We start from the raw sequence: 24,530 nt of genomic DNA, 5'->3' as shown, positions 1-24,530 counted from the left end.
CTGTCGCTCGTGGATCGCGGCTTCATCTATGCCATCGCGCATATTCGTGGCGGCAAGGACAAGGGTTTTGCCTGGTACGAAAACGGCAAGCGCGAGAAGAAGACCAACACGTTTATGGATTTCATCGCGGCAGCAAAACACCTCGTCACGCACGGTTTCACCAGCCATGATCGCATTGTCGCCCATGGCGGCTCGGCAGGCGGTATGCTGATGGGCGCTATCGCCAATATGGCACCGGAAGCCTTTGGTGGCATTATTGCGGAAGTTCCGTTCGTGGATGTGCTCAACACCATGCTTGATGATACCTTGCCGCTGACGCCGCCTGAATGGCCGGAATGGGGCAATCCGATCACCTCAGAAACCGATTATCGCAACATCGCAGCCTATTCGCCTTACGATAATGTCAGCGCGCAAGCCTATCCGCGCATTCTGGCTGTGGCTGGTCTGACCGACCCGCGCGTTACCTATTGGGAACCTGCCAAGTGGGTTGCGAAACTGCGTGAGCTTAAGACAGACGATCATCCGGTTCTTTTCCGCATCAATATGGATGCGGGACATGCCGGTGCCTCGGGTCGTTTCTCCCGACTGGAAGAAGTTGCCTACACTTATGCTTTTGCGTTGAAAGCGGTCGGAAAAGCCTGACGGCTTATCAATAAATGCAAGAAAATTGGAACTCCCGCCGGATTTTCATCCGGCGGGAGTTCTCGTTTTAATAGCATTTCCAGCAAAAGTGCGAAGCGGTTTCGCGTCGGATAATACGTAAAAACAAACAGTTACAGCGCTTCCAACGATTCATTCTTTACTGGAACCGCTGTAACGTTCCGTTGCAAGCTTTGCTGCAGGTGACAGTCCAAGCCCGCCTGCAGATGTCCGCTTCTTCAAAGCGGCAATCAGAACTGCGAAAGCTATGAGCGCAATCACCGTATCTGCGAGCGTGAATGCAAACCAGATCGCATTAACGCCCCAGAATGCTGTAAGCACCGTTACGAAAGCAGGCAGAAGCACAAACGGCTTGCTCAATGTCAGAAGTCCTGCTCGTGCGGGCTGCCCAATGGCCTAAAAATAAAGCGCAAAAACCAAAACGGGCCCGGTGAAAAGATAAGCATAGGTCATTGGGCGAATGATCTGTGCCACCGCTTCACTCACTGCAAGGTCGTCCACAAAGATCAAGCCGATGGAATTACTGACCATCAGGACAATGATCTCGATGATGAGGCAATAGACGAACACTGTTGTTAGCGCGATGCGCAAAACAGTGTCCGAGCGCTGATAAAGACCCGCACCCACATTGTTGCCGACGATGCTCTGCATTGCGAGCGCTACAGCCATCAAAGGCAGATATGTGAAGCCGAATATCCGCATTACAATGCCATAAGCCGCAACGTTCAACGCATAGTCCGAGCCTTCGGAAAAACGAAGCGCGCTAATCACAAAGGCCGTGCTCAACGCAATGCCAATAAAGCTCAAACTCAGCGGAGCCCCAAGACCCGCAATACGTCCCCAACCGCCGACCCAGGAGTTGTGCCACAAAGCATTGAGCGAAATCGTACCCTGCTTGAATTGCCTGAAACCAAGTAGCAACAACAAGCCAAGAGTTTGAGCAAAAACCGTACCCAAAGCCGATCCGGCAATGCCAAGCTCCATCTTCGCAATGAAAATGTAGTTCAGTGCAATATTGGCGAGCGTCACGCAGACCGACATTATCGCGATCAGGCCAGCTCGCCCCTCATTGCGCCATGCATCGGCATGAAGGCCAAGGACAAATTGAAGCGGCAGCGCTAGAATGGTGATGAACAGAAAGAGATATGCCATTTCTGCAAGCGCCATATCGCCGTCCGCCATACCATTGATAAGCGGGCGTCCAACCAGAAAAAATAGCGCAATCAAGCCCAACGCGATGATGAGTGCCAGACCATGAGCGCGTGCAAAGGTTGCTTCCGCCTCTGAAATCCTGCGGCCACCAAGCTGCCTTGCCATCTGGCTCGACATGCCGCCGCTGACCAGCGTTGACATGGCAATTGTGAGCATAATTGCCGGGAAGACCAGACTGACTGCAGCCATGGCTCTGGCGCCAACAAAATGGCCCAGGAAGATTGCATCGACCACGCTCAGCAAGCCGTTCATCACCATGATGAGCGTCATGGGCAGCACATTGGTCAGAAACACACGCCCCGGAGAAGCGTGCAGAAAACGATTATCGAGTGATTGTCCCGAAGACATCACAGACTCCTCAAATCACATTTCAATTGCGATGGGTGCCTGCATTACCACCAACGAAATGCTTCGAGGGTGAAGATATCAAAAGCCGGGCTTCACCGAGACATTCGTCTGCAGGCGGCAGGTGCCGGAACCGTGCTGCTGTCTATAAATAACGATGCCTTTCGTCAACAAGATTAATACTTAAGAAGTGAACGTACTTTCGATCTTAAGCCTAATTTAGTGAACAAATATCGGAACTTGTAAGAAAATTTGAGATTAGAAAACTTCACCAAATGGCGTATAATCTTCTTAGAGCGTTCCAGCAAAAGTGGGAACCAATTTTGCGTCTGGAAATGCGTAAGAACAAATAGATAGAGCGGTTTCAATGACTCAGCATTCGCTAAAACCGCTCTAGTTGAATAACTTCAAATAGTGGGAGTGTTCCATGTTGCGTCAGGGCTTCACCGTTTCAACGGCCGCATTGAGTTTACTGGTTTCCGCTTTTGTAGCACTACCGTCAGTATCGGCCGCCAACGCACAAGTCCGCAAAAACGTCAGCGAATTTGCGGGTCAACGTTGCAATACGCCACCACGCGGTAGCGGCGTTATTGTCGGTCAGTTCAGCGGTGTAGACGATTCACCATTTGTCAGCGATGGCGATGGGCTGGTGCCGATTGATCGCTTCCGCTGCTTCAAGACAATGGCTGAGTGTAAAGGTTGGCTCTACACAATGCAGAGCAAATACACCAATGCCGGTGCCGCAACAGTTGTCCGCTGCACGAAGCGGTAATTAGAGCGCCGTGCGCCTAAACAGGCGCGCAAAGGTCGCTCTAACACTTTAAACTAGAGCATAATTTCATCTTAAACTGACTCAAGTTTAAGGAATTATGCTCTAGCGATTGGACGGATAGCCGTTTGAATGCGCCGGAATGGCTTTGAGATAAGCGGCAATCGCATCTCGATCTGCGTCTGTCAGATGCGCCATATTGGCAACGACATCGGCCATCGATCCGCCGAGTGAGTCAAAATCCGGTGTGAAGCCACTTTGCAGCGCATAGGCGACATCGTTCTCGCCCCATTCGCCAATACCGCCTTCACCAGAGGTAATATTGGGAACCACACCCTTGCGACCATCGCTTCCCGTTTCAGGTGAAAGCGCACCGGCCATCCATTGCTTATCATCAAGCCCGCCAATGACATTACGCGGCGTATGGCACTCGCCACAATGGCCAAGCGCTTCCGTTAAATATTGACCGCGCTTCACCTGATCGGATGCATTTGCCAGTTCAACGACCGGCTTATCGGAAAGATAAAGCTGCTTCCAAAGACCCAATCCACGGCGGATATTGAATGGGAAGCTCAGCTTATGCGGTGGTGCCACATTATCCGACGCAGGCAGGGTTTTCATATAGGCGAAAAGGTCTGCAACATCCTGCGGCTGCATCTTTGCATAGGATGTATAAGGGAAAGAAGGGTACAGATGCTCCCCTGCCCGCCCGACACCTTTCAGCATTGCATTTGCAAAGTCGTGCAGAGTCCAGTTACCGATGCCCTGCGCTGACGGAGAGATGTTAGGCGCAATGAATGTGCCAAAATCTGAAACCAGTTCATGTCCACCGGTAAGAACCTTGCGGTCGTCACCCGACGCGCCGGGAGCAGCATGACAGGAAGCACAGCCCCCTGCCCAGAACACATGCTCGCCCTTTGTCGCATCACCTGGCTGCAAAGCTGCAATCACCGACTGATCCACCGTCTGAGGCGTCGTCAGCACCCAAAAGGTGGCGGCACCAATGATGACTATAGCGCCGGCAGCATATGCGAGTTTACGGACCATTGTTCTGCTAGAGCGGTTTCTATTCAAGTAGAATTGTTGAAACCGCCCTATCCCTTTGTTTGCGCATTATCCGATGCATCGAAGCGGGATCAGAAATCAGTCTGTAGACTTATCTGCCCCGGAGAGGCTTCGCGCTATTGGCTCAGATGCTCTTGTCAGTTCTTTTTCACGCGATAAGCCTGGTGGCAGGAACCACAATTGGCGGCAACCTGCTGAAAGGCTGGCTTCAGCGCATCGAGATCAGCAGGCTTGGCCGCGAGCGCTGCGGCTGCATCAGAGCGGAATTTTTCGACGTGCTTGACGAAGTCTTCCTTGTTTTCCCAAATCTTTGGTGAGGCTTCCGTGTCGCCCTGATCGGAACCTGCAGGAAACAGGGTATCAACGTCGAACTTCTTTGCGTCCGCATCGATCTTTTCAAGGGCAGCCAGAGCGGCTGCCGCATCGAAAGGCTTATCACCCTTCACCATTGGCGCGAGCTGTCCAACAGAACGGCCCATGTCTTTCATGATTGCCTGACGATCTGCGATAGCATCGGCATGTGCCACACCGGCAGTCAAAAGAGCCACTGAACTGACGGCGAGAAAAAATGAACGCATGCGATCCTCCGCATCTAAAAATTGAACAACGATCGTCCCTTGGTAAAAATATCCGATACAATCTCAGTCTTTGCAACAAAGACGCCGAATAAATCCCACTTCTCAAAAGTAACACGCCGAGTTTATATCGATTATTACAGCGCATTCACGACAACGTGAAAAACCTGATATAAATACTATTGTTTAATCGTGGAGGCATTCAAGATTATCACTATATAAAAAGGGAATTACTTGATATTAATACTCACCTTTTAAACTCAAGCATTTACTCACCCGTCGGTCCCTAATATTCAAACCAATGCGTATGACTCATGGGTTTTGGTTAAGCCCGAGTGGCGATTGAACTTTTTCTAAGCAAAGAAAAACCCCGCTTTCGCGGGGCTCTTCATTGTCATTACCGAAAGGCAAATTATGCCTTTTCGTAAAGCTCCAGGACGTAGTCCCAGTTTACGAGGCTATCAACGAAAGCTTCGAGGTACTTCGGACGCGCGTTGCGGTAATCGATGTAGTAGGAATGTTCCCATACGTCGACGCCGAGGATTGGCGTTGCGCCGTGAACCAGCGGGCTTTCACCGTTTGCGGTCTTCGAGATTTCGAGCTTGCCGTTCTTAACCGACAGCCATGCCCAGCCCGAACCGAACTGACCAGCGCCAGCAGCAATGAAGTCTTCGCGGAACTTGTCGTAGCCGCCGAGATCGGATTCAACAGCCTTTTCAAGCTTGCCTGGCAGCTTCTTGCCGCCGCCGTCTTTCTTCATCCAGTTCCAGAAATGGAGATGGTTGTAGTGCTGACCAGCATTGTTGAAGAGCGCCTGATTCTTGCCGAAGCTTTCCTTGACGATTTCTTCGAGGCTTTTGCCTTCAAGGCCGGAACCTTCGAGCAGCTTGTTACCATTGGTAACATAAGCCTGATGGTGCTTGTCGTGGTGGAATTCGAGGGTTTCGCGCGACATGAACGGAGCAAGTGCGTCATAATCGTACGGAAGGGCGGGCAGTTCAAAGGCCATTGGAACTCTCCTCTGTCTTTCAGCTTACAATAGGCAGCTACTGTGGGGCAGTGCGAACACATACCCGGAAACTTGCGTGCGCAATCTACATAGGCCGCAATGCCGCAGGCGGCAATGCCGGATGTTCTAAATTTAGCGCCCATCACAATGAATTATTATTGAAATTGCATAAGGATAGGGTTCACTTTACTTTTTTTGAGATTGATGCACGAACGGAGAAAATCGGTGTCCCACAGTTCCTATGTTTTCGACGCGTATGGCACATTGTTCGATGTGCATTCCGCCGTGCGTAGGCATGAAGATAAAGCGGGACCGGATGGCGCGGCCTTCTCCCTGCTCTGGCGAACCAAACAGCTCGAATATTCGTGGACGCTCAGTCTGATGGGCGAATATCGCGATTTCTGGAAGCTCACGGAAGAAGCACTGGATTTCGCCTTTGCACGTTATCCATCTGTCGATCCGGCACTTCGCAACGATTTGCTTGAAGCATACTGGAAGCTAGACTGTTATCCAGAAGTGCCTGCGGCCCTCAAAAGCCTGAAAAGCCGGGGCGCGCGGCTGGCTATTTTGTCCAATGGCTCGCCCGCCATGCTTGAAGCCGCAGTCAAATCCTCTGCACTCGATGTCCTGCTTGATGATGTCATCTCTGCCGATAGCGTCAGGCGTTATAAGACGTCACCGTCAGTCTATGAACTCATCACGATGCAATGGCGGCTTTATCCGTCGGCGATTTCGTTTCAATCGTCCAATCGCTGGGATGTTGCAGGGGCCGCACGATTCGGAATGCGCGCGGTCTGGATCAACCGGTCCAACCAACCCGACGAGTATAAGCAATATCCCCCTGCCCTCATTCTGCCGAGCCTGCAATTGCTCGACTGAATCTCACTAAAACTTGAACAACGCAAATTGGGTGACAACCGCCTGTTGCGGCTAAAATTGTGTCGCAACGGCAACACGAGGCCGGTTGCAGCGCTTCAGCCACTTTTAGGCCTTATTACGAACGGCTGAGAGCCACAATTATCGGGCGTTTTGCCCGCAACAAAACGCGTCTAACGCCGTTATAGCCGCAGAATCTGCGATTATCACAATCAGTTGGTCGCACTTCATTAACCCTAACCGTTGTATCTAAAAATCCTCCCGCCACTAAAATGGTTTTCATATGCAAACGACCCTTACCCGCCGTTCCTTTCTGACGGCCATGACAGCAACAGCGGCGGCCGGCCTCGCCGGTTGCGCTCAGTTGGGGCAGAATGTTCCAATCATTGATGTTGATGCCAATGGCAATCCTATCAACAGGACCCCTCAGGCCAATGTCGATGCTTCTTATGGAAGCTGGGCATCCATGTATGCCGCTGTAGAAGACAATGGCTTTCAGCTACCGGCCATTCCGATCCAGAAGATGGACAAGCGCTATCTTCGCCAGGTCGTTCAGGATCCAACTGGCGAAATGCCAGGCACGATCGTCGTGGATACGGCAAACCGTTTCCTCTATCTGGTGCTGGGCAATGGACAGGCAATGCGCTACGGCGTCGGCATCGGCCGCGACGGCTTTGCATGGTCGGGCCGCGCTGTCATCCAGTACAAGCGCGAATGGCCACGCTGGACGCCACCGGATGAAATGGTTGCCCGCCAGCCAGAACTCGAACCATACAGCTCGCGCAACGGCGGCATGGCTCCAGGTCTCAAGAATCCGCTCGGCGCCCGCGCTCTTTACATCTTCAAGGATGGCAAGGACACGATCTATCGTCTGCACGGCAATCCTGAATGGTGGTCGATCGGCAAGGCCGTTTCTTCGGGCTGCGTACGCCTGATGAACCAGGACATCATCGATCTTTACAACCGCGTTCCACCGAAATCGCCTATTCTGGTTATGTAATCCAGAATTTACGAGATACAAAAAAGCCCCGGAAAACCGGGGCTTTTTTTCATTTCGGGCGAATATCTGTCAGCGCTTGAAGCTGCCCAGAATGCCGCGTACAAGCGCACGTCCAAGTGACGTACTGACAGAACGAACCACTGATTTCATAGCCGTTTCTGCAACTGTCTGACGGCCAGATCGACGACCTGTTCCAAGCGCAGTTCCCAACAGATCGCCAAAAATACCGCCGCCTTCACCGGCCTCTTCCTGCTTCGTCTTCTGCTGGGCGTCGGCTGCTGCCTGCGCTTTGCGCGCCAGCATTTCGAACGCTGAATCGCGGTCGATTGTCTGATCATATTGGCCGGAGACAGGGCTTGCGGCAATGATCTTCGCCCGTTCTTCAGGCGTCAGTGGGCCAATCTGCGACGATGGCGGGCGGATCAATGTGCGCTGCACCATCGAAGGCACGCCCTTGGCCTGCAAGGTCGAAATCAGTGCTTCACCGGTTGAAAGATTGGTGATCGCCTCAAACGTCTTGAAATCCGGGTTTGGACGGAACGTATCGGCAGCGGTCTTCACTGCATTTGTTTCGCGAGGCGTATAAGCGCGGAGCGCATGCTGAACACGATTGCCAAGCTGTGCGAGCACTGTTTCAGGCACATCGAGCGGATTCTGCGTCACAAAATAAACGCCAACGCCCTTGGAACGGATCAGGCGAACCACCTGCTCGACGCGATCAACCAGCGCCTTCGGTGCTTCATCGAACAGCAAATGCGCTTCATCAAAGAAGAAGACCAGACGCGGCTTGTCAGGATCGCCTACTTCGGGAAGCTCCTCGAAGAGTTCCGACATGAGCCAGAGAAGGAAAGTAGAGTAAAGGCGCGGGCTCATCATCAGCTTGTCGGCTGCTAGCACGCTAATAACACCGCGACCGTCGGTCGTCGTCCGCATCAGATCAGCGATACGAAGGGCGGGTTCGCCAAAAAATTTGGAGCCGCCCTGCTGATCAAGCACGAGCAACGAGCGCTGAATCGCACCAACCGACGCCTTGTTGACGTTACCGTATTTTGCAGAAAGCTCAGCCGAACGTTCGGCCATTTCCGCGAGAATTGCCTGCAAATCTTTGAGATCAAGCAGCAGCAGGCCTTCTTCATCGGCCAAACGGAAAGCAACGTTAAGAACGCCTTCCTGGGCATCGGTCAGGTTCATCAGGCGCGAGAGCAGCAGCGGCCCCATTTCGGAGATCGTGGCACGGACCGGATGGCCCTGCTCGCCAAAAATATCCCAGAAAATAACGGGAGATGCTCGCATCTCATATGGGTTGAGCTGAATTTCCTCTGCGCGCTTGGTCAGATTGTCATTGACGACACCTTTGGCGGCAATGCCGGAAAGATCGCCCTTGATATCGGCACAGAAGACTGGAACGCCAGCCACCGAAAAGCTCTCGGCGAGAACCTGCAGCGTGACCGTTTTACCAGTACCTGTCGCACCGGTAACGAGGCCATGCCTGTTACCATATTTCAGCGCCAGATATTCAGGCTGCTGGTAGGAATCGTCTGGTTTGCGGCTTGCACCAAGGAAAATGGCATCATCAGCAGTCATCAGGCAGGTCGCTCCGTAAAAGGTTTGCTCCCTTACGATATACTAGCACTACCGCCCTGCAACAATGATTAAGCCATTTTATCCATTGATGTGCAATTTTGGCGTCATGCCGTCACAGAAAAATGCGAATATTTTAAATCAGGAAAGCTTGCAAAGCGCCAATGAGAATGCATATTACGTAAACGTAAGAAATTTGGGAGACTCTCATGGACGAACTGATCGCGCGCATCACCTCCAATGTTGGCATCGATGCAGCAACTGCTGAAAAGGCTGTTGGCATGATTTTGGCATTTCTGCAGAAGGAAGGCCCGGCTGATAAAGTACAGCAGCTTTTGGCAGCTTTCCCGGGCGCCGAAGAAGCCATTTCGCAGGTCAAGGGTGGCGGTCTGCTTTCCGGCCTGATGGGCGGCGTGATGGGTCTCGGCTCGCAGCTGATGGGCGCTGGCCTCGGCATGGGTGAAATCTCCGGCGTTGCCAAGGAAACCATCCGTTTTGCCAAGGAAAAGGCTGGTGCTGAACCAGTCGACGCCGTTGTCGGCTCGATCCCAGGCCTCGGCCAGTTCGTATAAATTTGACGCACCAAAGAAAAAGCCCCGGATTTCCGGGGCTTTTTTTATGCTTCTTTTATGACCGTTACGCCGACATGACGGGTACGCCCAGCACCCCAGCCATTGATAGCTGCTCCCAAGCCAAGGGCTGCAAAGAAGATACCGCAGGCGGCAAAGCTTCCTGTCGCACCATGGATCATGCCAACAACGAGCGGACCAATAGCCGCCAATGTATAGCCGACGCATTGCGCCATGCCGGACAGGTGAGCTGCCGTATGTGAATCCGGTGAGCGCAACACGATCACCATCATAGCGGCAGCGATCAAACCACCCTGCCCAAAGCCCTGCACAATGGCCAGAAGCCAGAAACTCCATTGCGGCAGATAAAGAAAGCCCATTAAAGGCAACGCCGCGCTGATGCAAAGCACCACATTAAGCAGGCTCTGGCTCTTTTGACGTATCGCAATCGATGGGATCGCCAGACAGGTCACGACCTGCACCATGATCGAAAATGAAACCAAGCCGCCAGCTGCCGTAGCACTCAGCCCCTGCTCTCGCAGAATTGGCGCAAGCCAGCCAAAAACGACATAAGCCATCGAGGATTGAAGGCCCATAAACAACGTGACCTGCCAGGCGAGCTTGTCTTTCCAAAGCCCGACAACCTTAAAACCTGAATGCGCGACATTGTGCTTCGCACGCAGCGCCTGTGGTAGCCAAAGTGCCAGAACCAGAGCTGCTGGAATTGCCCAGAAAGCCAGTGCAAGGTTCCATGAACCGCCGAGCATATGCTCAATCGGAATTGTGAACCCGGCAGCAGCGGCTGCTCCGCCACAAAGCGCCATCGTATAAAAGCCGGTCATAATCGCAGCGGTTTTAGGGAAGTCCCGCTTTACGACCCCCGGCAGTAACACATTGCCGGTAGCAATGGCCGCACCAGCCAATATCGCACCAATATACAGTGACGCCTGACTTCCTATGCCGCGGATTGCCGTGCCGATGGTCAAGACAATCAGAACAAACAATAAGACGCGCTCGGCACCGTAGCGCTGGGCCAGTCTCGGCGCGAAAGGTGCGAATACGCCCAAACAGACCACCGGCAATGTCGTTAGCAAGCCAGCAGCAAAACCGGACATACCGGTTGCGTCGATGATTTCTGGAAGTAGGACCGAAACGCTTGAAAATACCGGACGCAGATTGGCAGCAATCAACACCAGACTTAAGCCCAGTAGCACGCGCAAAGCTTGGCTCGGCAGGCGTTGTGCAGCGGGTTGCGGCACGCTGTCGGCCTCGGCATCAACAAAAGGCTCCGCATTGTGTGCCGGATTTTCTTCCGTTGCTGCCTGCAACGAAACATTGTTTGTGTGGCTCATGATGCCAACAGCCTTTCAAGTTCTTTGATTAGGGGCGCCATAAATCGACGCACTGCGTCGCCTGCCAGGTCGGGATTGCCAGTGGCGATAGCTTCAATAAGGGCACTGTGTTCTTCGTTATCAGGTTCCGGCAGCTCTCCATCGAGCGTCGCTTCTATTGATTCCCGGATGGATTGGGAAAAGAAGGCATAGACCTCGATAAGCGCATTGTTGCCCGATGCCGCGACGATTGCTTCATGGAAGGCAAAATCTCGCGAAACAAAATCGGCTCGGCTTGTTTCCGCACGCTTGTTGCGCTGCTCCAGCATCGCTTCAAGATGGCGGATCATTTCCGGTGTCGCTCGTTGAGCAACAAGTCGGGCAGCTTCCGCCTCAAGCGCTGCCCGCGTTTCAAACCGGTCACGCAAACTTGTATGGCGAATACGATCAAGGCTGCGGCGCATGTCTGCCGCCGACAGGACATAGGTTCCGGAACCCTGCCGCGTTTCCAGCATCCCTTGGGCGACCAGCGCACGCACGGCTTCGCGCACAGTGCCACGACTGACCCCAAGTTTCGCGGAAAGGCTTGCTTCATTGGGCAATTGCTCACCCACGCGCCAATTGCCGGCCGTGATCTCAGCCCGGATGGACTGTTCCGCAGCATCGGCAAGGCTTTTTCTTGAGAGTGTTTCCATAGATCACCAAAGTCATCAGATGACTTGATGAATTATATGTCATAATCTCGCGTGTCAATGTGGATTACATGCGACGTGCAATCTGCTTTAACCTTATCTGCCGCATTCCGTTAACAATTATCGCGCAATGTGGCACGCTAGAATGAAGCCTTCGCAACCGGGTGCCGCATGATTACTCTTTACTGCCTTAACGGAGACCATCTCGACCGCGTCGAGGTTGAGCCGGGCAATCCCCTTCCTGAAAACGTTATCTGGATTGACCTTCTCGCACCCGGCGTCAATGAAGATCATATCGTTGAGGCGTGGACCGGCATCTCGATCCCGACCCGTGAAGACATGACGGAAATCGAGGAATCGAGCAGATTCTATATGGAGAACGGCGCGCAATATCTGACTGTGCCGATCCTTCATGCAGTGGATCTCGATCATCGTGAACTCGCACCTGTCACTTTCATTCTGCATGGACAGCGGCTGGTAACGGTTCGCTATGCCGATCCAAAATCGGTCAGTATTTACATCACGCGCGCGACAAAGCCGGGCAACGGCCTGATCCCGAATGCAAAATGTTCCGGCCTTTCAATCATGCTCGGCATAATCGAGGCCACCACCAATCGTCTGGCAGATATTCTGGAAGGCGTTGCAGGCAAGATCGATGCGGCATCGCATTCGATCTATCGTCGCCAGCCCAAGGCACGGCCAATGACGACTGAGGATTTCCGGCACATCCTCACGCAGATCGGTGGACAGGGTACGTTTCTATCGCGAATGCGCGAAAGTTTGGCAGGCATCAGCAGAATGCTGGTTTATCTCTCTGCAATCAACAGCCCGGTTGCGACCAAGAAAGACACGCGCTCATGGGTCAAATCGCTGGAACGCGATGCGCAGTCGCTGGTCGCCTATGTGGATTTTCTGTCCAATAAGGTGACGTTCCTGCTTGATACGATTGTCGGGCTTATCTCTGTCGAGCAGAACGCGATCATCAAGATTTTTTCGGTTGCGGCAGTGGGCTTCATGCCTCCAACACTCGTCGCATCCATCTATGGCATGAACTTCTCATTCATGCCGGAGCTGAACTCACCCTGGGGTTATCCAATGGCGCTTGGCCTGATGGTGGCCTCAGCTTTGCTGCCACTGTTTTATTTCCGAAGGAAGGGGTGGCTGTAAATCATACCGATGCAGCCACAATCTCCCAGTCTCTGCCGTTAATTTTCAGCACATCGCCCACCGGCTTTCCAAAAAGCATTATGGCCACGGGCGAGACGTGGGAAATTTTGCCATTGGCGGGGTCGGCCTCGTCCTCGCCAACAATGGTCCAGACCCGCACGCCACCTTCATCGAGGTTTTCCAGCTCCACCGTCATGCCAAAGCGTACAACGTCACTGTCCGGATCGGGCGCGGATAGTTCTGCGGTTTCACGTCGCGAAGTCCAGTAGCGCAAATCACGCGAAACGCGGGCAATCGCTGAGCGCTCGCCTGCAACATTCGCTTCGGCCAGTTCGCGGTGAAGCCGTGCAAGCTCGTCGTCAATCATCTTCAAACCATTCGGCGTGACGAGATTGCGGTGCGGACTGATGGGACGCTCGCCGAGATCGATAGGCGCGTCGTCCTGTTCTTTGGTGAAAGCTCTGCTCATCATCTGAATGTATGCAGAGCGCTCGCGCCCCGCAAGCCCACAGTCTGAACACGCGTGCAAACGGATAAAAATCCGTATTTCAGTGCACGCCCAGTTTTTATTGATTGACCAGTCAATCAAAGATAAAATAGGGATCAACAGCCCTCAACCCGGATGACGATTATGCCTAAGATCGGGATGGAACCCCTACGGCGGCGCGAACTGATCGATGCCGCCATCCGCACTATCGGCCAGCGTGGTTCGTTGGACGTCACTGTTGCACAGATCGCCCATGAAGCAGGCGTATCGCCCGCGCTTGCGCATCACTATTTTGGCGGCAAGGACAAGCTGATCCTGGCCACCATGCGCCATCTCTTGCGTGAGCTCGGGAGCGATTTGAACGCCGCCGTGAAGCTTGCAGAAACCCCGCGTGAGCGTATTGCGGCCATCATCGCGGTTAATTTTTCCGCCTCGCAGTTTGCGCAGGAGACGATTGCAGCCTGGCTGACCTTCTATGTTCATGCGCAGCAATCCGAAGACACAAAGCGGCTTTTGCGCATCTATGCGCGCCGCCTGCATTCAAACTTCGTCTTCGCGCTGGAACAGTTGACCAGCCACGAGCGTGCCAACCGTATTGCCGAAGGCGCAGGTGCGCTGATCGATGGGCTTTATATCCGCCACGCCCTTGGTGCCGACGCGCCAAATGCGGCATCGGCAATTGCCCTTGTTGAAGATTACATCGCTGTTCAGCTTTCGGCGGAGAAATAAGATGGAAGCGGATTTCGTTATTATTGGCTCCGGCTCTGCCGGTTCGGCTATGGCCTACCGGCTGTCGGAAGATGGCAGGCACTCGGTTATCGTCATTGAATTCGGTGGCCCGGACATTGGCCCGCTGATCCAGATGCCAGCCGCCCTTTCCTTCCCCATGAATATGGAAACCTATGACTGGGGCTTTTCCACCGAACCAGAGCCGCATATCGGCGGGCGCAGCCTCGTTACCCCACGCGGCAAGGTGGTCGGCGGATCATCATCCATCAACGGCATGGTCTATGTGCGCGGGCACGCACGCGATTACGATCACTGGTCGGAAAGTGGCGCGCGCGGCTGGTCCTATGCCGATGTATTGCCCTACTTCAAGCGGATGGAAAATTCCCACGGCGGACAGGAAGGCTGGCGCGGCACCAATGGTCCGCTGCATGTTCAGCGCGGTCGTCGCGATAACCCGCTGTTCAAGGCCTTCGTCGATGCCGGCCAACAAGCGGGCTTTGAAGTCACTGACGATTATAATGGCGAGAAGCAGGAAGGCTTTGGCCCGATGGAGCAGACGATCCATAATGGACGTCGCTGGTCTGCGGCCAATGCCTATCTTAAACCTGCCCTCAAGCGTCCCAATGTGAAACTCGTCAAAGGCTTAGCACGAAAAATCGTGATGGAAGGAAAGCGCGCGGTCGGGGTTGAAATCGATGCGGGCCGTACTTTCTCGACTATCCGCGCACGCCGCGAAGTCATCATCGCTGCATCGTCGATCAATTCGCCAAAGCTGCTTATGCTTTCAGGCATTGGACCTGCTGCGCAGCTTAAAGAGCACGGCATTGAGGTCGTGGCTGATCGTCCCGGCGTTGGGCAAAATCTGCAGGATCATCTGGAAGTCTATATCCAGCAGGAATGCACGCAGCCGATCACGCTCTATTCCAAGCTTAACCTTTTTTCCAAAGCCAAGATTGGCGCGGAATGGCTGTTCTTCAAAACTGGCGATGGCGCAACAAATCATTTCGAATCCGCAGCCTTCGTGCGTTCGAAAGCAGGCGTGGAATATCCGGATATCCAATACCACTTCCTGCCGGTCGCGATCCGCTATGACGGCAAAGCGGCTGCAGAATCGCACGGCTTTCAGGCTCATGTTGGACCGATGCGCTCCAAGTCCCGCGGCAGTGTTACACTGCGCTCGGCTAATCCACGCGAAAAGCCTGTCATAAAGTTCAACTATATGTCGCATGAGGATGATTGGGCCGATTTCCGTCATTGCGTGCGACTGACACGCGAAGTTTTCGGACAGGACGCATTTGCCCCTTATCGCGGCGCGGAAATCCAGCCCGGCGCGAATGTGCAGTCTAATGACGAGATCGACAATTTCATTCGCGAGCATGTGGAAAGTGCATTCCACCCTTGCGGAACTTGCAAAATGGGATCAGTTGACGATCCAATGGCAGTGGTTGACCCAGAATGCCGGGTGATTGGCGTTGACGGATTGCGGGTCGCGGATTCATCCATCTTTCCGCGCATCACCAACGGCAACCTCAACGGCCCGTCGATCATGACTGGCGAAAAGGCATCGGATCATATTCTGGGACGCACTCCGCTGGCGCGATCCAATCAGGAACCATGGATCAACCCGCGCTGGGAAGTATCTGATCGCTAATGAAACTCGAGGAGAATAAAATGAAAGCCCAACCTAAAGCCTCGCATTTCATCGGCGGCGCATTCGTGGAAGACAAAGCTGGCAAGCCGCTTCCCGTCATCTATCCGGCGACAGGCGAAGAAATCGCAAAGCTTTATTCAGCAACGCCGGATGTGATCGAGAGCGCCTATGCTGCCGCGTTGAAAGCGCAAGGCGAATGGGCAGCGCTCAAGCCGGTGGAACGCGGCCGCATTCTGCGCCGCACGGCGGAAATCCTACGCGAGAAAAACAAGAAGCTCTCCAAGCTCGAAACGCTTGATACCGGCAAGGCATTGCAGGAGACACTGGTGGCGGATGCAGCATCGGCTGCAGATGCGCTTGAGTTTTTCGGAGGCATCATTTCCGGCTTTAATGGTGAGTTCGTAGAGCTTGGCGGGTCGTTTGCTTACACGCGCCGCGAAGCACTCGGCATCTGTGTAGGCATCGGTGCGTGGAATTACCCGATCCAGATCGCAGCATGGAAATCTGCGCCGGCACTGGCTATGGGCAACGCTTTCATCTTCAAGCCGTCCGAGAACACCCCTCTTTCGGCACTTGCGCTGGCAGAAGCCTATAAGGAAGCAGGTCTTCCTGACGGTCTGTTCAATGTTGTACAAGGCTTTGGCGATGTTGGTGCGGCACTCGTCAATCACCGCATGACAGCGAAGGTTTCGCTCACCGGTTCAGTTCCAACCGGCAAGCGGATCATGTCACAGGCTGGTGAGCACCTGAAGCATGTCACGATGGAACTTGGTGGCAAATCTCCGATCATCGTATTTGATGATGCAGATCTCGACAGCGCTATTGGCGGTGCGATGCTCGGCAACTTTTATTCGACCGGTCAGGTCTGCTCCAACGGCACGCGCGTTTTCGTTCATAAGGATGTTCGCGAAACATTTGTCGAGCGTCTGGTAGAACGCACCCGCAAAATCCGCATTGGTGATCCTCTGGATGAAGCCACCCAGATGGGACCGCTCGTCAACAGCGCGCAGCGCGACAAGGTTTTGTCCTATATTGAAAAGGGCAAGCAAGAAGGCGCGAAGCTTGTATGCGGCGGCGGCGTTCCAAAGCTTCAGGGTTTCGACAAAGGCTACTTCATCGAGCCAACAGTCTTTACCGATGTGACTGACGACATGACGATTGCACGTGAGGAAATCTTCGGCCCGGTCATGAGCATTCTCGAATTCTCGGACGAGGATGAAGTGATTGCGCGCGCCAACGATACCGAGTTCGGTCTGGCTGCCGGTGTATTCACCGCCGACATCGCCCGCGGCCATCGCGTCATCGGACAGATCAAGGCAGGAACCTGCTGGATTAACGCCTATAACCTGACGCCTGTTGAAGTGCCATTTGGCGGCTACAAACAGTCCGGCATTGGCCGCGAAAACGGCATTGCCGCACTGACACATTACAGCCAGATCAAGACTGTCTATGTGGAAATGGGCAAGGTTGACAGCCCCTACTAATCCCACTTAACAAACAACACAAAGCCCCGATCAATATTAGCAACTACTAATATTGATCGGGGCTTTGTCATTTATGGTAAAGCACAATATTTACGTCATAAAAGCGACCAGTAAACTTCGACTTCCCAAAAGATTGATCACATCTTTCTTATTATATTGAATTTTAACGTCTAATTGATTGCTTTTGTCGCAATAACCTTTTGCGGGAAATAATAATTGCTTCCCACAATGGGGTTGGAATGACAAAAGAGCTGTTTTTATCGACAGATATGGTCGATGCCGAAGCGCGCGACGATTTTTGGCGCGACGCTATCAAGCTATTCTACGAAGTATCTGCCCTCGATGAAGAAAACGAAGAAGGCTTTATCGGTACTTTGCGCTCTTATCCATTCGGCAACATGCTGGTTGGATCCACCACCTTTAACACCCAGCATTATGAGCGCACAAAGAACCTGATCGCTCAGACTGGTCTCGATCACTATGTTCTTCAAGCCCTACTTTCCGGCACCCTGAGTGGAGATTTCAACGGAGTCTCTGTTGCTGCGAAACCCGGTGACATTTTCATCCTCGACATGTCACAGGTCATAACCAGTCATGCAGAAGCGGGCGCACGTCTGACGGTTATCATGCCACGGCAAGAGCTGGAGAAGCTTATCGGATGGCGAAATCTTCATGGCATGGTGTTCAAAACGGAAGCTGCGACAACCCAGCTCCTGTTCGAGTTTCTGCGCGGGCTCAATGATGTGGTTCAGGAACTCTCCGCCGTGGAGGCCATCGCCGCCAAAGATGCAATGATGGCGCTACTTGCTGCATGTATTAAAAGGGCGGACACAGGCGCTGCTGAGAGTGCAACAATCAACCTGCCGATACGCAATCGCATTCTTGCCTATATCGACAAGAACATAACGAACCCGCTTCTTGGTCCCCATTCGATACAACAATATTTCCGCATGTCGCGCTCACATATTTATCGCGCATTTGAACCGGACGGCGGCGTGGCAAAGGTTATCCGCGACAAGAGGCTCGATATGGCTTACCGGATTCTGATCGAACAAAAAGGCAAGCCTGTTTCACTTAAAGAAATCGCCTATCGCTGCGGTTTTAATGACAGCACACAACTGACTAAGGCTTTCAAAGGGCGCTTCGGTATTACGCCGAAGGAAGCACGAGAAGCCAAAGCCCCGCTGCCGTTACAATCGGAAGGCGGCACGCTGGTTATTCACGAACATCTATCGTCACAGGCAAAAAAGGTCGTTGTCATCTGAATTGGCGAGAACATACAATCATTGAGAATGCTGCAACACCGCTGCATTCCATCAAAAGCGTATCAGACAATAACAGCGCCCGTGCGCACGCTTCGCCAGACCGATCCGTCCGAATAGGCCATTTGCGCGCCGCCGCTAGCGTTACTCACAAAAGCCATTGCGCCAGCCCCGTGCTGGGACGGCGATGGCAAAGCGGCAACCGCATAGGCGGCCGGGCGTATCGGGCCATCGACATGCAGCCGTGTTTCCGGCCAAATCTGACCAACGGCCACATTGCCGGTTGCTCGATCGACCTTCATGGCCTCTCGCCAGTTTCCGCTATCGTCGCCGACTTTTATGCTGAAATTATTGTCCCCATTCAGGCCCATTTCAGCATATCCGGTCCAGCCCGACTGAAACAGAAGGCTGGCCGTATTGGTTGCGGTCTGTTTGTTGATTTTCAACTGATGCCCGGCACCGGCATTGTTGAAAAGGCTCGCTTCCGAAGAAATGGCGAAACGGTTGATCGCATCAGCCGTCGCCTGAACGCCCAGCATGGACAACGAAAGACTATCCGGCACCGAGCCTGTCACCTGCCATTCTGTGCCATTATAAACAAATAGCTTGGTCTCTTCTTCGACGTAGGCCAGCCAGCCTTTTGCGATGGTCACGAATGACCATCCCCCATCGATAAAGAAGGCAACCTTGCCCTCTTTTCCGGCCCATTGGCCGGTAGCAGGGGCAGCAACAATGTAGCGATCACCTGCGGCGGGTGTTTCCGGAGCGCCCGCTTGCGTTCTGGATTTTACACTCAGATGCACAACCGCATCGAGAAAGCGCAAAGCTTCATTGTGTGTGACGTGCTTCTGCGCCTGACTGGGCATGATATAGGGAAGTTTGAGATTGGGTGTCTGTTCCATAAATAACTCCTCGCTGTGATAATGCGAGGAGCTTAACCGCACTTATGCTGGTGGGGATAAGTCAGCTGCCGCGATAGGTCGAGTAGGACCAGGGGCTGACCAGCAACGGCACATGATAATTGCCGTCTTCATCTGCAATCGCAAAACGGATCGGGATCAAATCAAGGAACGGCGGATTGGCAACATCGGCGCTACGCCCTTCGAAATATTCAGCAACATGAAACTGAAGCTCATAGGTGCCTTCCTGCATTTCACTTCCGCTGAGCAATGGTTCGTCGGTGCGACCATCGAGATTGGTGACGGTGCGCTTGATCAGTTCGGTTTTGCCTAAAGCGCCAAGACGATAGAGTTCAATCCGCATTGCTGCGGCTGGACTACCATGTGCAGTGTCGAGAACATGTGTTGATAGCTTGCCCATGGGTCGCCTCAGATTTGTGTTTTGAGAGCCGGAATTGTCTCAATGCGATAAGTGACATCCGGCAGGAAATATTCCTCCAGATTATTCTCACTTCCTGCCCGGTCAACAATAAGAAAATCCGATGTCTGCTCCAGCGACACAAGCGGATGATGCCAGACATTGCGCCAGTAATTGACGCCCTGATCACCCCGCGCCAGAAACGCTCTCGGTTTTCCGGGTTTGCCATCCGCATCTTCTGCAACAACAACAAGAAACGGCCTGCCATTCAGCGGCACAAAAGCCTGCGAGCCGAACGGATGCCGCTCCAGCATGACGACATCGACAGGCGCTGTGAAGGACTGGCCTCTAAAAATATTGATGAGGACGCGGGCGTCGGTGCCTGCTGCTTCAACATGGGCCAGATCGTGGAAGCGCTCCGTCGTGCCATTGTTGATAAGGCGACGTTCGGCGCCTTCAATCTCGATTACATCCCCAAATGGCGCAAAAGCCGCCTTTGTCAGCGGCTCAACCTCAAGCACTTCAAATTTCACACTGTCCTCCCCACAAACCTGATTTTATGACACCTAACAAAGCTTTGCCGCCAGCAAATTGTCAATCGCGAAGCAGTTTCAACAAACACATGAAAAAGGCCGAGGTCGTCGCCCGGCCTGTCCAATTTATCAAAGACTTGCGCTGTTTATCGCTTGAGAAGCGACATGATTGCGGGAACCCCACAGGCAGCAAGTGCGAGCTTGACGACATCACCAATGATGAACACGCCAAAGCCGAATGCGATGCCTTTTTCTAAACCGAACAAATAGGCAATCCAACCTGCTCCCATCACAAGGATGACAACTTCGGCAGCAAGCATGACACCGCCGAGAACAAGCGGTTTGTGCGCAAGCCCCTTATCGGCAGCGCGACCGACCATCCAGGCCGCAATGAGATAGGACAGCAGATAGCCACCTGTCGGACCAACCATGTAAGCGAGGCCAAGCCCCTTTTCCGGCGTTCCGGTGAAAACCGGCAAGCCGAGTGCGCCTTCAAGCAAATAAAGGGCAACCGTGGCAACCGCCAGACGCGAGCCATAAAACGCAGAGATTGCAAACAGCGCTGCTGTCTGCATTGTCACGTTGACGTACAGAAGATCGACTTTGATATTGGCGGAAATGGTGAGAACAGCGGTGCCGATAAGCGCGAGCAAAACAAACCGGAAAGCGCGAGCCAATTGCCTGGTTTGCAAGTAGCCGGCAGGAAGAGAAGCAACGGCAACCCTTGATTTGTTTCTCTGACGCATGTTCATCGCACTCCTTATATCGACCCAATATGGGCGCTGTGAGTACCGTTCGACCAGATTATCATTTGAAACCGGACTATATTCGTCCTAAGCCGCTTAATCAATAAAACCAAAGAAGAACGGGTTAGTCCATGGCGCTTGATTTTGACGGCAGCTTTGCCCCTGAATATGGGACTCCGGTTGCCCTGAATAAAAGCCTGCTGCGGCTGACCGCGAATAATCCCAGCGCTTTTACCTTTCATGGCACCAACAGTTACATTGTAGGCACCGATACACTGGCGGTAATCGATCCTGGACCGGAAGATGAAGCGCATTATCAAGCATTGCTCGCAGCAATTGCCGGTCGCCCTGTCAGTCATATCTTCGTGAGCCACACGCATCGCGACCACTCGCCTCTCGCAAAACGATTGAAGGAGCAGACGGGCGCGCTCGTTGTCGCCGAAGGTCCGCATCGCCCTGCCCGCCCCTATTATAGCGGCGAGATCAATATGCTGGAGGCGAGCGCCGATATTGATTTTGCGCCCGATCTGGCCCTCGCCGATGGTGCGAAAATCGATGGCGATGACTGGAGCCTTCGCGGCATACACACACCCGGACACGCCGCCAATCATATGGCTTTTGGCCTTGAAGGCACCGGCATTCTTTTTTCAGCCGATCATGTGATGGCATGGGCCACATCCATCGTCGCACCGCCCGATGGATCGATGAGCGATTACATGACTTCGCTTGAAAAGCTGCTGGAGCGCGATGATCGCATCTATCTGCCGGGTCATGGTGGAGCCGTCACCAAGCCAGCTGCATTTGTACGTGGTTTGCGCGCACATCGAAAAATGCGGGAGCGTGCGATATTGGAGCGGATCGTGCAAGGCGACCGCACCATTCCCGACATGGTCAAGGCTATCTACCGCGATACAGACCCGCGCCTGCATGGTGCTGCAGCTCTTTCAGTTCTCGCCCACCTTGAAGATCTTGTCGGGCGCGGTGAAGTCATTACGGATGGCAACCCGTCGCTCAACGGCATTTATCAGCCGCGTTGATTACTCCACATCTGCAGGAGCCTTGTTCACTTCGCCCTCAAGCGCGGACAGAAACTCAGTGATAAAGGCAGCGTTCAGGCCCATATCCCGATTGCCGTAACGCGAAACGGATCGCATATCGACATAGGTTGTTTCGCCTTCATCAAGCAGGCGGATGACCACATCGCTTTTCAAACCAAGAATGGTGCTGTGCGCAGTTGCTGCAAAGCGTGTCGCATTCTGCGTTGGCAGCGGCGTATCACGGCTGATTTGTTTCCAGCCAAATGCTTTCAACGTGTTTTCCACGCCTTGTGCAACCCGGTCGGGTGCAGCTTCATAGCGGCGCCCCATCACATCAGGATAGGCGGACATCTGCCTCAGCATATCGCTCTGGACCTCAACAGGCAGCGAATTCATACGCGTTAAGCGTGCAGGCATGGTCGAGGGAAACTGCGGCGGCGTCTCAAAGTCGGTCGTCAGATCATAGAGCGGAGGCGAGCCATACCAAAGCGAGGCGACGAAACAAAGGGGCAGCAGAACAGCACATGCCAGAAAGCTGGCCCAGAACGAACGCGCACCGCCTTTGTCACCATTCACCCATAGATTGCGTAGCCCCTTTGCGGCACAAAGCAGTGCTAAAATCGCGAATATCCCGCCTGCAGCAGCTACCAGAACAAAATCGGGTGTCTCGATTTTACCGAACCTGTGCAGAATAAGACCAAGCGCTGACAGGACAGCCGCAAAAACGCCAAACCGCAATGCCCATATTGCGGAGCGAGACTGTCGGCGCTGATAGCGAAGTTTTCTCATGCGGGGTCCCAACTGCCTTTAGAGCGCAATCATGCATAACAGAGACTGCTCTGGCGCAAAAGAAAAAGGCTCAGCACTCGCTGGCAATTTAACCAGCTATGAAAAAACAGCGGGAAAAATAGAGTGAAATCAATATAAAAGCTATTGCAGCAACTTCTAACGAAGGGCATGATCGCGTATATGGGGGCTTTTTTCGGATTCGTCGGAGAGGACGACATGGATCGAACCCTTCATAATGGCCAAATGCCAGCCACATCCAGCACCGCTGAAGCGGAGCAGGATGTCATGACGCTGGAAGCAGTCGAGCTCGAATTTGCGCTCGGTGCCATAGACGTTCTCATCGAAGGATTTGACACGGCTCTTGCCAAGGCAGCGGAGCGTGTGGGCGGCGAAGTACTTTTCAATATGCCAGCGCTGGACACCACCGAGGCACAACGTATCGGTGCAATTGCCATTCCCGGACAGCCGCAAGATCAGGTCGTCTTCGTTACGCTTGGCCACGATGGAACAACACTTTCAGTCGCTCCGCCAACCGGTAACAATGCGCTGTTTGAAAGCCTTGGCCGCAATTATGCCGCTGTCATGAAAAGCCTGACACCGAATGGTAAGACAACCAACGGAACCTAGAGCGCCGTGCGCCCTCCTGGGCGCACAAAGATCGCTTCGCACTTTTCGGGATGCTCTCTAAAGCACTATTTCTCGGTCTGCCGCTTTGTAGCTGCGGCTGGTGCTATTGCATGAAGATTGTGTGCTGGCACCGGGTTGAGCGTCATCGTCGTCTGAACATCGCGTAGCTTCACGAATTTCATGCCTTTTGCCTGAAGCGCAAGAATGCCTTTGGCGACACCTTCACCTGCCGAACGTGTCGGCTGGTTGATATGGGAAATGATGACATCGCCATCGCGCGCCGCCGAAATACGGCGGGCTACGACAGGTGCAAGCAGGGATGCGCCCTGATCGCCATTGAGCGAGTAGCCGCCGATTTTGTAACCCATGCTCTCCGCGAGCTTCACGGCGTCAGTCGAATAACGGGCCGTGGCATCCCGATACCATTGCGGCTTTGATGCGCCGGATTTAGCGATCGCATCCGCGCCACCATCGATTTCGGAGCGGACTGCATCGAGCGAACCTGCAGTTTTGATATTATACATGGTCGGCGCATTGGTAATGGCTGGCACATGCATATTGCCGTGGTTCTCGATATTGAAAAGGTCGGGATGAGCGTTCATTACGGCGAAAGCTTCGGCATTCTGTTTCAACCAGCGCGCGGTGACAAAAATTGTCGCCGGAATGCGGTTCTCTACCAGCACATCGAGAATACGGTGATCCGTTTTGCCCATGCAGGCATCAAGCGTCAGCGCGACCTGTGGCGAAGCAGGACCACCTTTGGCGATGCGCAATTGCGGTTCAACAATGCTGATTTTCTCGTGCTTCTCTGGCTGCGGTAGCGCGTCATAGGCGCTGGCCACAGAGCTCAAGCAAACAAGCGCGGCCCCCGCCGCTAACAACTGACGAAACATAGCTGCCCCGATTAATTCAAGTTCTGGCTTTGAAGTTTACAGTTTACAGTTTACAGCGCCAGAACCAAAGCCGAATTATGGCAATGATTTAGAGCAGCGATCCGATTGATTAGATCGCAGCTCT

27 protein-coding genes are annotated in these 24,530 nt (G+C 53.4%); 12 read left to right on the top strand and 15 right to left on the bottom strand.

Translation table 11 applies throughout. From position 1 onward, the window contains the following. Positions 1-642: prolyl oligopeptidase family serine peptidase (locus RT142_RS23640; protein ID WP_313031982.1), on the top strand; the 642-nt coding region annotated here is incomplete at its 5' end. Positions 643-792: 150 nt separating this feature from the next. Here RT142_RS23640 and RT142_RS23635 read toward each other — a convergent pair. After that, the gene (locus tag RT142_RS23635) at positions 793-1,020 is read right to left on the bottom strand and encodes a hypothetical protein (RefSeq protein ID WP_313031980.1); all 228 of its coding nucleotides are present in this window, start codon (positions 1,018-1,020) and stop codon (positions 793-795) included. Positions 1,021-1,056: 36 nt separating this feature from the next. After that, positions 1,057-2,220, bottom strand: coding sequence for an MATE family efflux transporter (locus tag RT142_RS23630; RefSeq protein WP_313031978.1), 1,164 nt, complete (start codon positions 2,218-2,220; stop codon positions 1,057-1,059). Positions 2,221-2,644: 424 nt separating this feature from the next. Here RT142_RS23630 and RT142_RS23625 point away from each other — a divergent pair, with 424 nt between their 5' ends. Beyond that, the gene (locus tag RT142_RS23625) at positions 2,645-2,989 is read left to right on the top strand and encodes a hypothetical protein (RefSeq protein ID WP_064320321.1); all 345 of its coding nucleotides are present in this window, start codon (positions 2,645-2,647) and stop codon (positions 2,987-2,989) included. Between the two features lie 102 nt (positions 2,990-3,091). Here RT142_RS23625 and RT142_RS23620 read toward each other — a convergent pair whose 3' ends face one another. The 3 genes from RT142_RS23620 to RT142_RS23610 form a co-directional block, all read right to left on the bottom strand. Further along, a complete protein-coding gene (locus RT142_RS23620; protein ID WP_079211628.1) occupies positions 3,092-4,033 on the bottom strand; it encodes a cytochrome c in 942 nt (313 codons plus the stop codon). Between the two features lie 155 nt (positions 4,034-4,188). Then, on the bottom strand, positions 4,189-4,629 hold the full coding sequence (locus RT142_RS23615) for a c-type cytochrome (RefSeq protein ID WP_007874132.1): 441 nt from the start codon (positions 4,627-4,629) through the stop codon (positions 4,189-4,191). A gap of 409 nt (positions 4,630-5,038) precedes the next feature. Further along, on the bottom strand, positions 5,039-5,635 hold the full coding sequence (locus RT142_RS23610; RefSeq protein ID WP_007874131.1) for a superoxide dismutase: 597 nt from the start codon (positions 5,633-5,635) through the stop codon (positions 5,039-5,041). A gap of 225 nt (positions 5,636-5,860) precedes the next feature. Between RT142_RS23610 and RT142_RS23605 the strand changes: the two genes are divergently transcribed. Both RT142_RS23605 and RT142_RS23600 read left to right on the top strand, forming a co-directional pair. After that, positions 5,861-6,514, top strand: coding sequence for a haloacid dehalogenase type II (locus RT142_RS23605; RefSeq protein ID WP_007874130.1), 654 nt, complete (start codon positions 5,861-5,863; stop codon positions 6,512-6,514). A 280-nt stretch (positions 6,515-6,794) separates the two neighbouring features. Further along, positions 6,795-7,511, top strand: coding sequence for a L,D-transpeptidase (locus RT142_RS23600; RefSeq protein ID WP_007874129.1), 717 nt, complete (start codon positions 6,795-6,797; stop codon positions 7,509-7,511). A 69-nt stretch (positions 7,512-7,580) separates the two neighbouring features. On the opposite strand, the gene RT142_RS23595 is transcribed toward RT142_RS23600, so the two are convergent. Continuing rightward, the gene (locus RT142_RS23595; RefSeq protein WP_200635383.1) at positions 7,581-9,095 is read right to left on the bottom strand and encodes a helicase HerA-like C-terminal domain-containing protein; all 1,515 of its coding nucleotides are present in this window, start codon (positions 9,093-9,095) and stop codon (positions 7,581-7,583) included. A gap of 206 nt (positions 9,096-9,301) precedes the next feature. Between RT142_RS23595 and RT142_RS23590 the strand changes: the two genes are divergently transcribed. Further along, positions 9,302-9,664 (top strand): hypothetical protein, encoded by a 363-nt coding sequence (locus RT142_RS23590; protein ID WP_007874122.1) that lies wholly within the window; start codon positions 9,302-9,304, stop codon positions 9,662-9,664. 44 nt (positions 9,665-9,708) lie between these two features. On the opposite strand, the gene RT142_RS23585 is transcribed toward RT142_RS23590, so the two are convergent. Beyond that, positions 9,709-11,013, bottom strand: a complete 1,305-nt coding sequence (locus RT142_RS23585) for a CynX/NimT family MFS transporter (RefSeq protein WP_112805127.1) — start codon at positions 11,011-11,013, stop codon at positions 9,709-9,711. Then, positions 11,010-11,687 (bottom strand): FCD domain-containing protein, encoded by a 678-nt coding sequence (locus RT142_RS23580; RefSeq protein WP_313031971.1) that lies wholly within the window; start codon positions 11,685-11,687, stop codon positions 11,010-11,012. Before RT142_RS23580 ends, RT142_RS23585 begins: the two co-directional genes overlap by 4 nt. 168 nt (positions 11,688-11,855) lie before the next feature. On the opposite strand from RT142_RS23580, the gene RT142_RS23575 reads away from it, so the two are divergent. Then, on the top strand, positions 11,856-12,851 hold the full coding sequence (locus tag RT142_RS23575) for a magnesium transporter CorA family protein (protein WP_007874109.1): 996 nt from the start codon (positions 11,856-11,858) through the stop codon (positions 12,849-12,851). A gap of 1 nt (position 12,852) precedes the next feature. On the opposite strand, the gene RT142_RS23570 is transcribed toward RT142_RS23575, so the two are convergent. Next, a complete protein-coding gene (locus RT142_RS23570; RefSeq protein WP_113159844.1) occupies positions 12,853-13,320 on the bottom strand; it encodes a GreA/GreB family elongation factor in 468 nt (155 codons plus the stop codon). Positions 13,321-13,482: 162 nt separating this feature from the next. Between RT142_RS23570 and betI the strand changes: the two genes are divergently transcribed. The 4 genes from betI to RT142_RS23550 all read left to right on the top strand — a co-directional run bounded on the left by betI (position 13,483) and on the right by RT142_RS23550 (position 18,467). Next, positions 13,483-14,067, top strand: a complete 585-nt coding sequence (betI, locus tag RT142_RS23565; RefSeq protein WP_007874105.1) for a transcriptional regulator BetI — start codon at positions 13,483-13,485, stop codon at positions 14,065-14,067. Between the two features lies 1 nt (position 14,068). Further along, positions 14,069-15,718 (top strand): choline dehydrogenase, encoded by a 1,650-nt coding sequence (betA, locus tag RT142_RS23560; protein ID WP_313031967.1) that lies wholly within the window; start codon positions 14,069-14,071, stop codon positions 15,716-15,718. A gap of 20 nt (positions 15,719-15,738) precedes the next feature. Next, positions 15,739-17,202 carry a betaine-aldehyde dehydrogenase gene (betB, locus tag RT142_RS23555; protein ID WP_105518277.1) on the top strand — a complete coding sequence of 488 codons (1,464 nt, stop codon included), beginning with the start codon at positions 15,739-15,741 and terminating at the stop codon, positions 17,200-17,202. A 239-nt stretch (positions 17,203-17,441) separates the two neighbouring features. Next, positions 17,442-18,467, top strand: coding sequence for a helix-turn-helix domain-containing protein (locus RT142_RS23550; protein ID WP_064320313.1), 1,026 nt, complete (start codon positions 17,442-17,444; stop codon positions 18,465-18,467). A 62-nt stretch (positions 18,468-18,529) separates the two neighbouring features. Here RT142_RS23550 and RT142_RS23545 read toward each other — a convergent pair whose 3' ends face one another. The 4 genes from RT142_RS23545 to RT142_RS23530 form a co-directional block, all read right to left on the bottom strand. Beyond that, positions 18,530-19,366 carry a DUF2793 domain-containing protein gene (locus RT142_RS23545; RefSeq protein ID WP_313031960.1) on the bottom strand — a complete coding sequence of 279 codons (837 nt, stop codon included), beginning with the start codon at positions 19,364-19,366 and terminating at the stop codon, positions 18,530-18,532. Positions 19,367-19,427: 61 nt separating this feature from the next. Beyond that, positions 19,428-19,784: a hydroxyisourate hydrolase gene (uraH, locus tag RT142_RS23540; RefSeq protein WP_007874093.1), complete on the bottom strand. Its 357-nt coding sequence runs from the start codon at positions 19,782-19,784 to the stop codon at positions 19,428-19,430. 8 nt (positions 19,785-19,792) lie between these two features. Next, on the bottom strand, positions 19,793-20,314 hold the full coding sequence (locus RT142_RS23535) for an ureidoglycolate lyase (protein ID WP_079211614.1): 522 nt from the start codon (positions 20,312-20,314) through the stop codon (positions 19,793-19,795). Between the two features lie 146 nt (positions 20,315-20,460). Further along, the gene (locus tag RT142_RS23530) at positions 20,461-21,060 is read right to left on the bottom strand and encodes a biotin transporter BioY (protein ID WP_112805190.1); all 600 of its coding nucleotides are present in this window, start codon (positions 21,058-21,060) and stop codon (positions 20,461-20,463) included. A 131-nt stretch (positions 21,061-21,191) separates the two neighbouring features. Between RT142_RS23530 and RT142_RS23525 the strand changes: the two genes are divergently transcribed. Continuing rightward, positions 21,192-22,097: an MBL fold metallo-hydrolase gene (locus tag RT142_RS23525; RefSeq protein ID WP_112805135.1), complete on the top strand. Its 906-nt coding sequence runs from the start codon at positions 21,192-21,194 to the stop codon at positions 22,095-22,097. Here RT142_RS23525 and RT142_RS23520 read toward each other — a convergent pair whose 3' ends face one another. Then, complete coding sequence (locus RT142_RS23520) at positions 22,098-22,886, bottom strand: DUF1499 domain-containing protein (protein ID WP_312472225.1); 789 nt, start codon at positions 22,884-22,886, stop codon at positions 22,098-22,100. A gap of 216 nt (positions 22,887-23,102) precedes the next feature. On the opposite strand from RT142_RS23520, the gene RT142_RS23515 reads away from it, so the two are divergent. Continuing rightward, the gene (locus RT142_RS23515) at positions 23,103-23,513 is read left to right on the top strand and encodes a hypothetical protein (RefSeq protein ID WP_007874087.1); all 411 of its coding nucleotides are present in this window, start codon (positions 23,103-23,105) and stop codon (positions 23,511-23,513) included. Positions 23,514-23,578: 65 nt separating this feature from the next. On the opposite strand, the gene RT142_RS23510 is transcribed toward RT142_RS23515, so the two are convergent. Beyond that, the gene (locus RT142_RS23510) at positions 23,579-24,406 is read right to left on the bottom strand and encodes a polysaccharide deacetylase family protein (protein ID WP_112805139.1); all 828 of its coding nucleotides are present in this window, start codon (positions 24,404-24,406) and stop codon (positions 23,579-23,581) included. Positions 24,407-24,530: the final 124 nt, after the last annotated feature.

The organism is Brucella sp. (genome assembly GCF_032066345.1).
GTDB lineage: Bacteria > Pseudomonadota > Alphaproteobacteria > Rhizobiales > Rhizobiaceae > Brucella > Brucella pseudogrignonensis.
Note: the sequence above shows the minus strand (reverse complement) of the source record. Positions and strands in the feature narration are given on the sequence as shown.

Excerpts from the sequence above, each read along its gene's own strand:
- RT142_RS23630 (WP_313031978.1), bottom strand. The coding sequence starts at position 2,220 with ATGTCTTCGGGACAATCACTCGATAATCGTTTTCTGCACGCTTCTCCG.
- RT142_RS23625 (WP_064320321.1), top strand. The coding sequence starts at position 2,645 with ATGTTGCGTCAGGGCTTCACCGTTTCAACGGCCGCATTGAGTTTACTG.
- RT142_RS23620 (WP_079211628.1), bottom strand. The coding sequence starts at position 4,033 with ATGGTCCGTAAACTCGCATATGCTGCCGGCGCTATAGTCATCATTGGT.
- RT142_RS23615 (WP_007874132.1), bottom strand. The coding sequence starts at position 4,629 with ATGCGTTCATTTTTTCTCGCCGTCAGTTCAGTGGCTCTTTTGACTGCC.
- RT142_RS23610 (WP_007874131.1), bottom strand. The coding sequence starts at position 5,635 with ATGGCCTTTGAACTGCCCGCCCTTCCGTACGATTATGACGCACTTGCT.
- RT142_RS23600 (WP_007874129.1), top strand. The coding sequence starts at position 6,795 with ATGCAAACGACCCTTACCCGCCGTTCCTTTCTGACGGCCATGACAGCA.
- RT142_RS23595 (WP_200635383.1), bottom strand. The coding sequence starts at position 9,095 with ATGACTGCTGATGATGCCATTTTCCTTGGTGCAAGCCGCAAACCAGAC.
- RT142_RS23590 (WP_007874122.1), top strand. The coding sequence starts at position 9,302 with ATGGACGAACTGATCGCGCGCATCACCTCCAATGTTGGCATCGATGCA.
- RT142_RS23585 (WP_112805127.1), bottom strand. The coding sequence starts at position 11,013 with ATGAGCCACACAAACAATGTTTCGTTGCAGGCAGCAACGGAAGAAAAT.
- RT142_RS23580 (WP_313031971.1), bottom strand. The coding sequence starts at position 11,687 with ATGGAAACACTCTCAAGAAAAAGCCTTGCCGATGCTGCGGAACAGTCC.
- RT142_RS23575 (WP_007874109.1), top strand. The coding sequence starts at position 11,856 with ATGATTACTCTTTACTGCCTTAACGGAGACCATCTCGACCGCGTCGAG.
- RT142_RS23570 (WP_113159844.1), bottom strand. The coding sequence starts at position 13,320 with ATGAGCAGAGCTTTCACCAAAGAACAGGACGACGCGCCTATCGATCTC.
- betI (WP_007874105.1), top strand. The coding sequence starts at position 13,483 with ATGCCTAAGATCGGGATGGAACCCCTACGGCGGCGCGAACTGATCGAT.
- betA (WP_313031967.1), top strand. The coding sequence starts at position 14,069 with ATGGAAGCGGATTTCGTTATTATTGGCTCCGGCTCTGCCGGTTCGGCT.
- betB (WP_105518277.1), top strand. The coding sequence starts at position 15,739 with ATGAAAGCCCAACCTAAAGCCTCGCATTTCATCGGCGGCGCATTCGTG.
- RT142_RS23550 (WP_064320313.1), top strand. The coding sequence starts at position 17,442 with ATGACAAAAGAGCTGTTTTTATCGACAGATATGGTCGATGCCGAAGCG.
- RT142_RS23545 (WP_313031960.1), bottom strand. The coding sequence starts at position 19,366 with ATGGAACAGACACCCAATCTCAAACTTCCCTATATCATGCCCAGTCAG.
- uraH (WP_007874093.1), bottom strand. The coding sequence starts at position 19,784 with ATGGGCAAGCTATCAACACATGTTCTCGACACTGCACATGGTAGTCCA.
- RT142_RS23530 (WP_112805190.1), bottom strand. The coding sequence starts at position 21,060 with ATGCGTCAGAGAAACAAATCAAGGGTTGCCGTTGCTTCTCTTCCTGCC.
- RT142_RS23525 (WP_112805135.1), top strand. The coding sequence starts at position 21,192 with ATGGCGCTTGATTTTGACGGCAGCTTTGCCCCTGAATATGGGACTCCG.
- RT142_RS23520 (WP_312472225.1), bottom strand. The coding sequence starts at position 22,886 with ATGAGAAAACTTCGCTATCAGCGCCGACAGTCTCGCTCCGCAATATGG.
- RT142_RS23515 (WP_007874087.1), top strand. The coding sequence starts at position 23,103 with ATGGATCGAACCCTTCATAATGGCCAAATGCCAGCCACATCCAGCACC.
- RT142_RS23510 (WP_112805139.1), bottom strand. The coding sequence starts at position 24,406 with ATGTTTCGTCAGTTGTTAGCGGCGGGGGCCGCGCTTGTTTGCTTGAGC.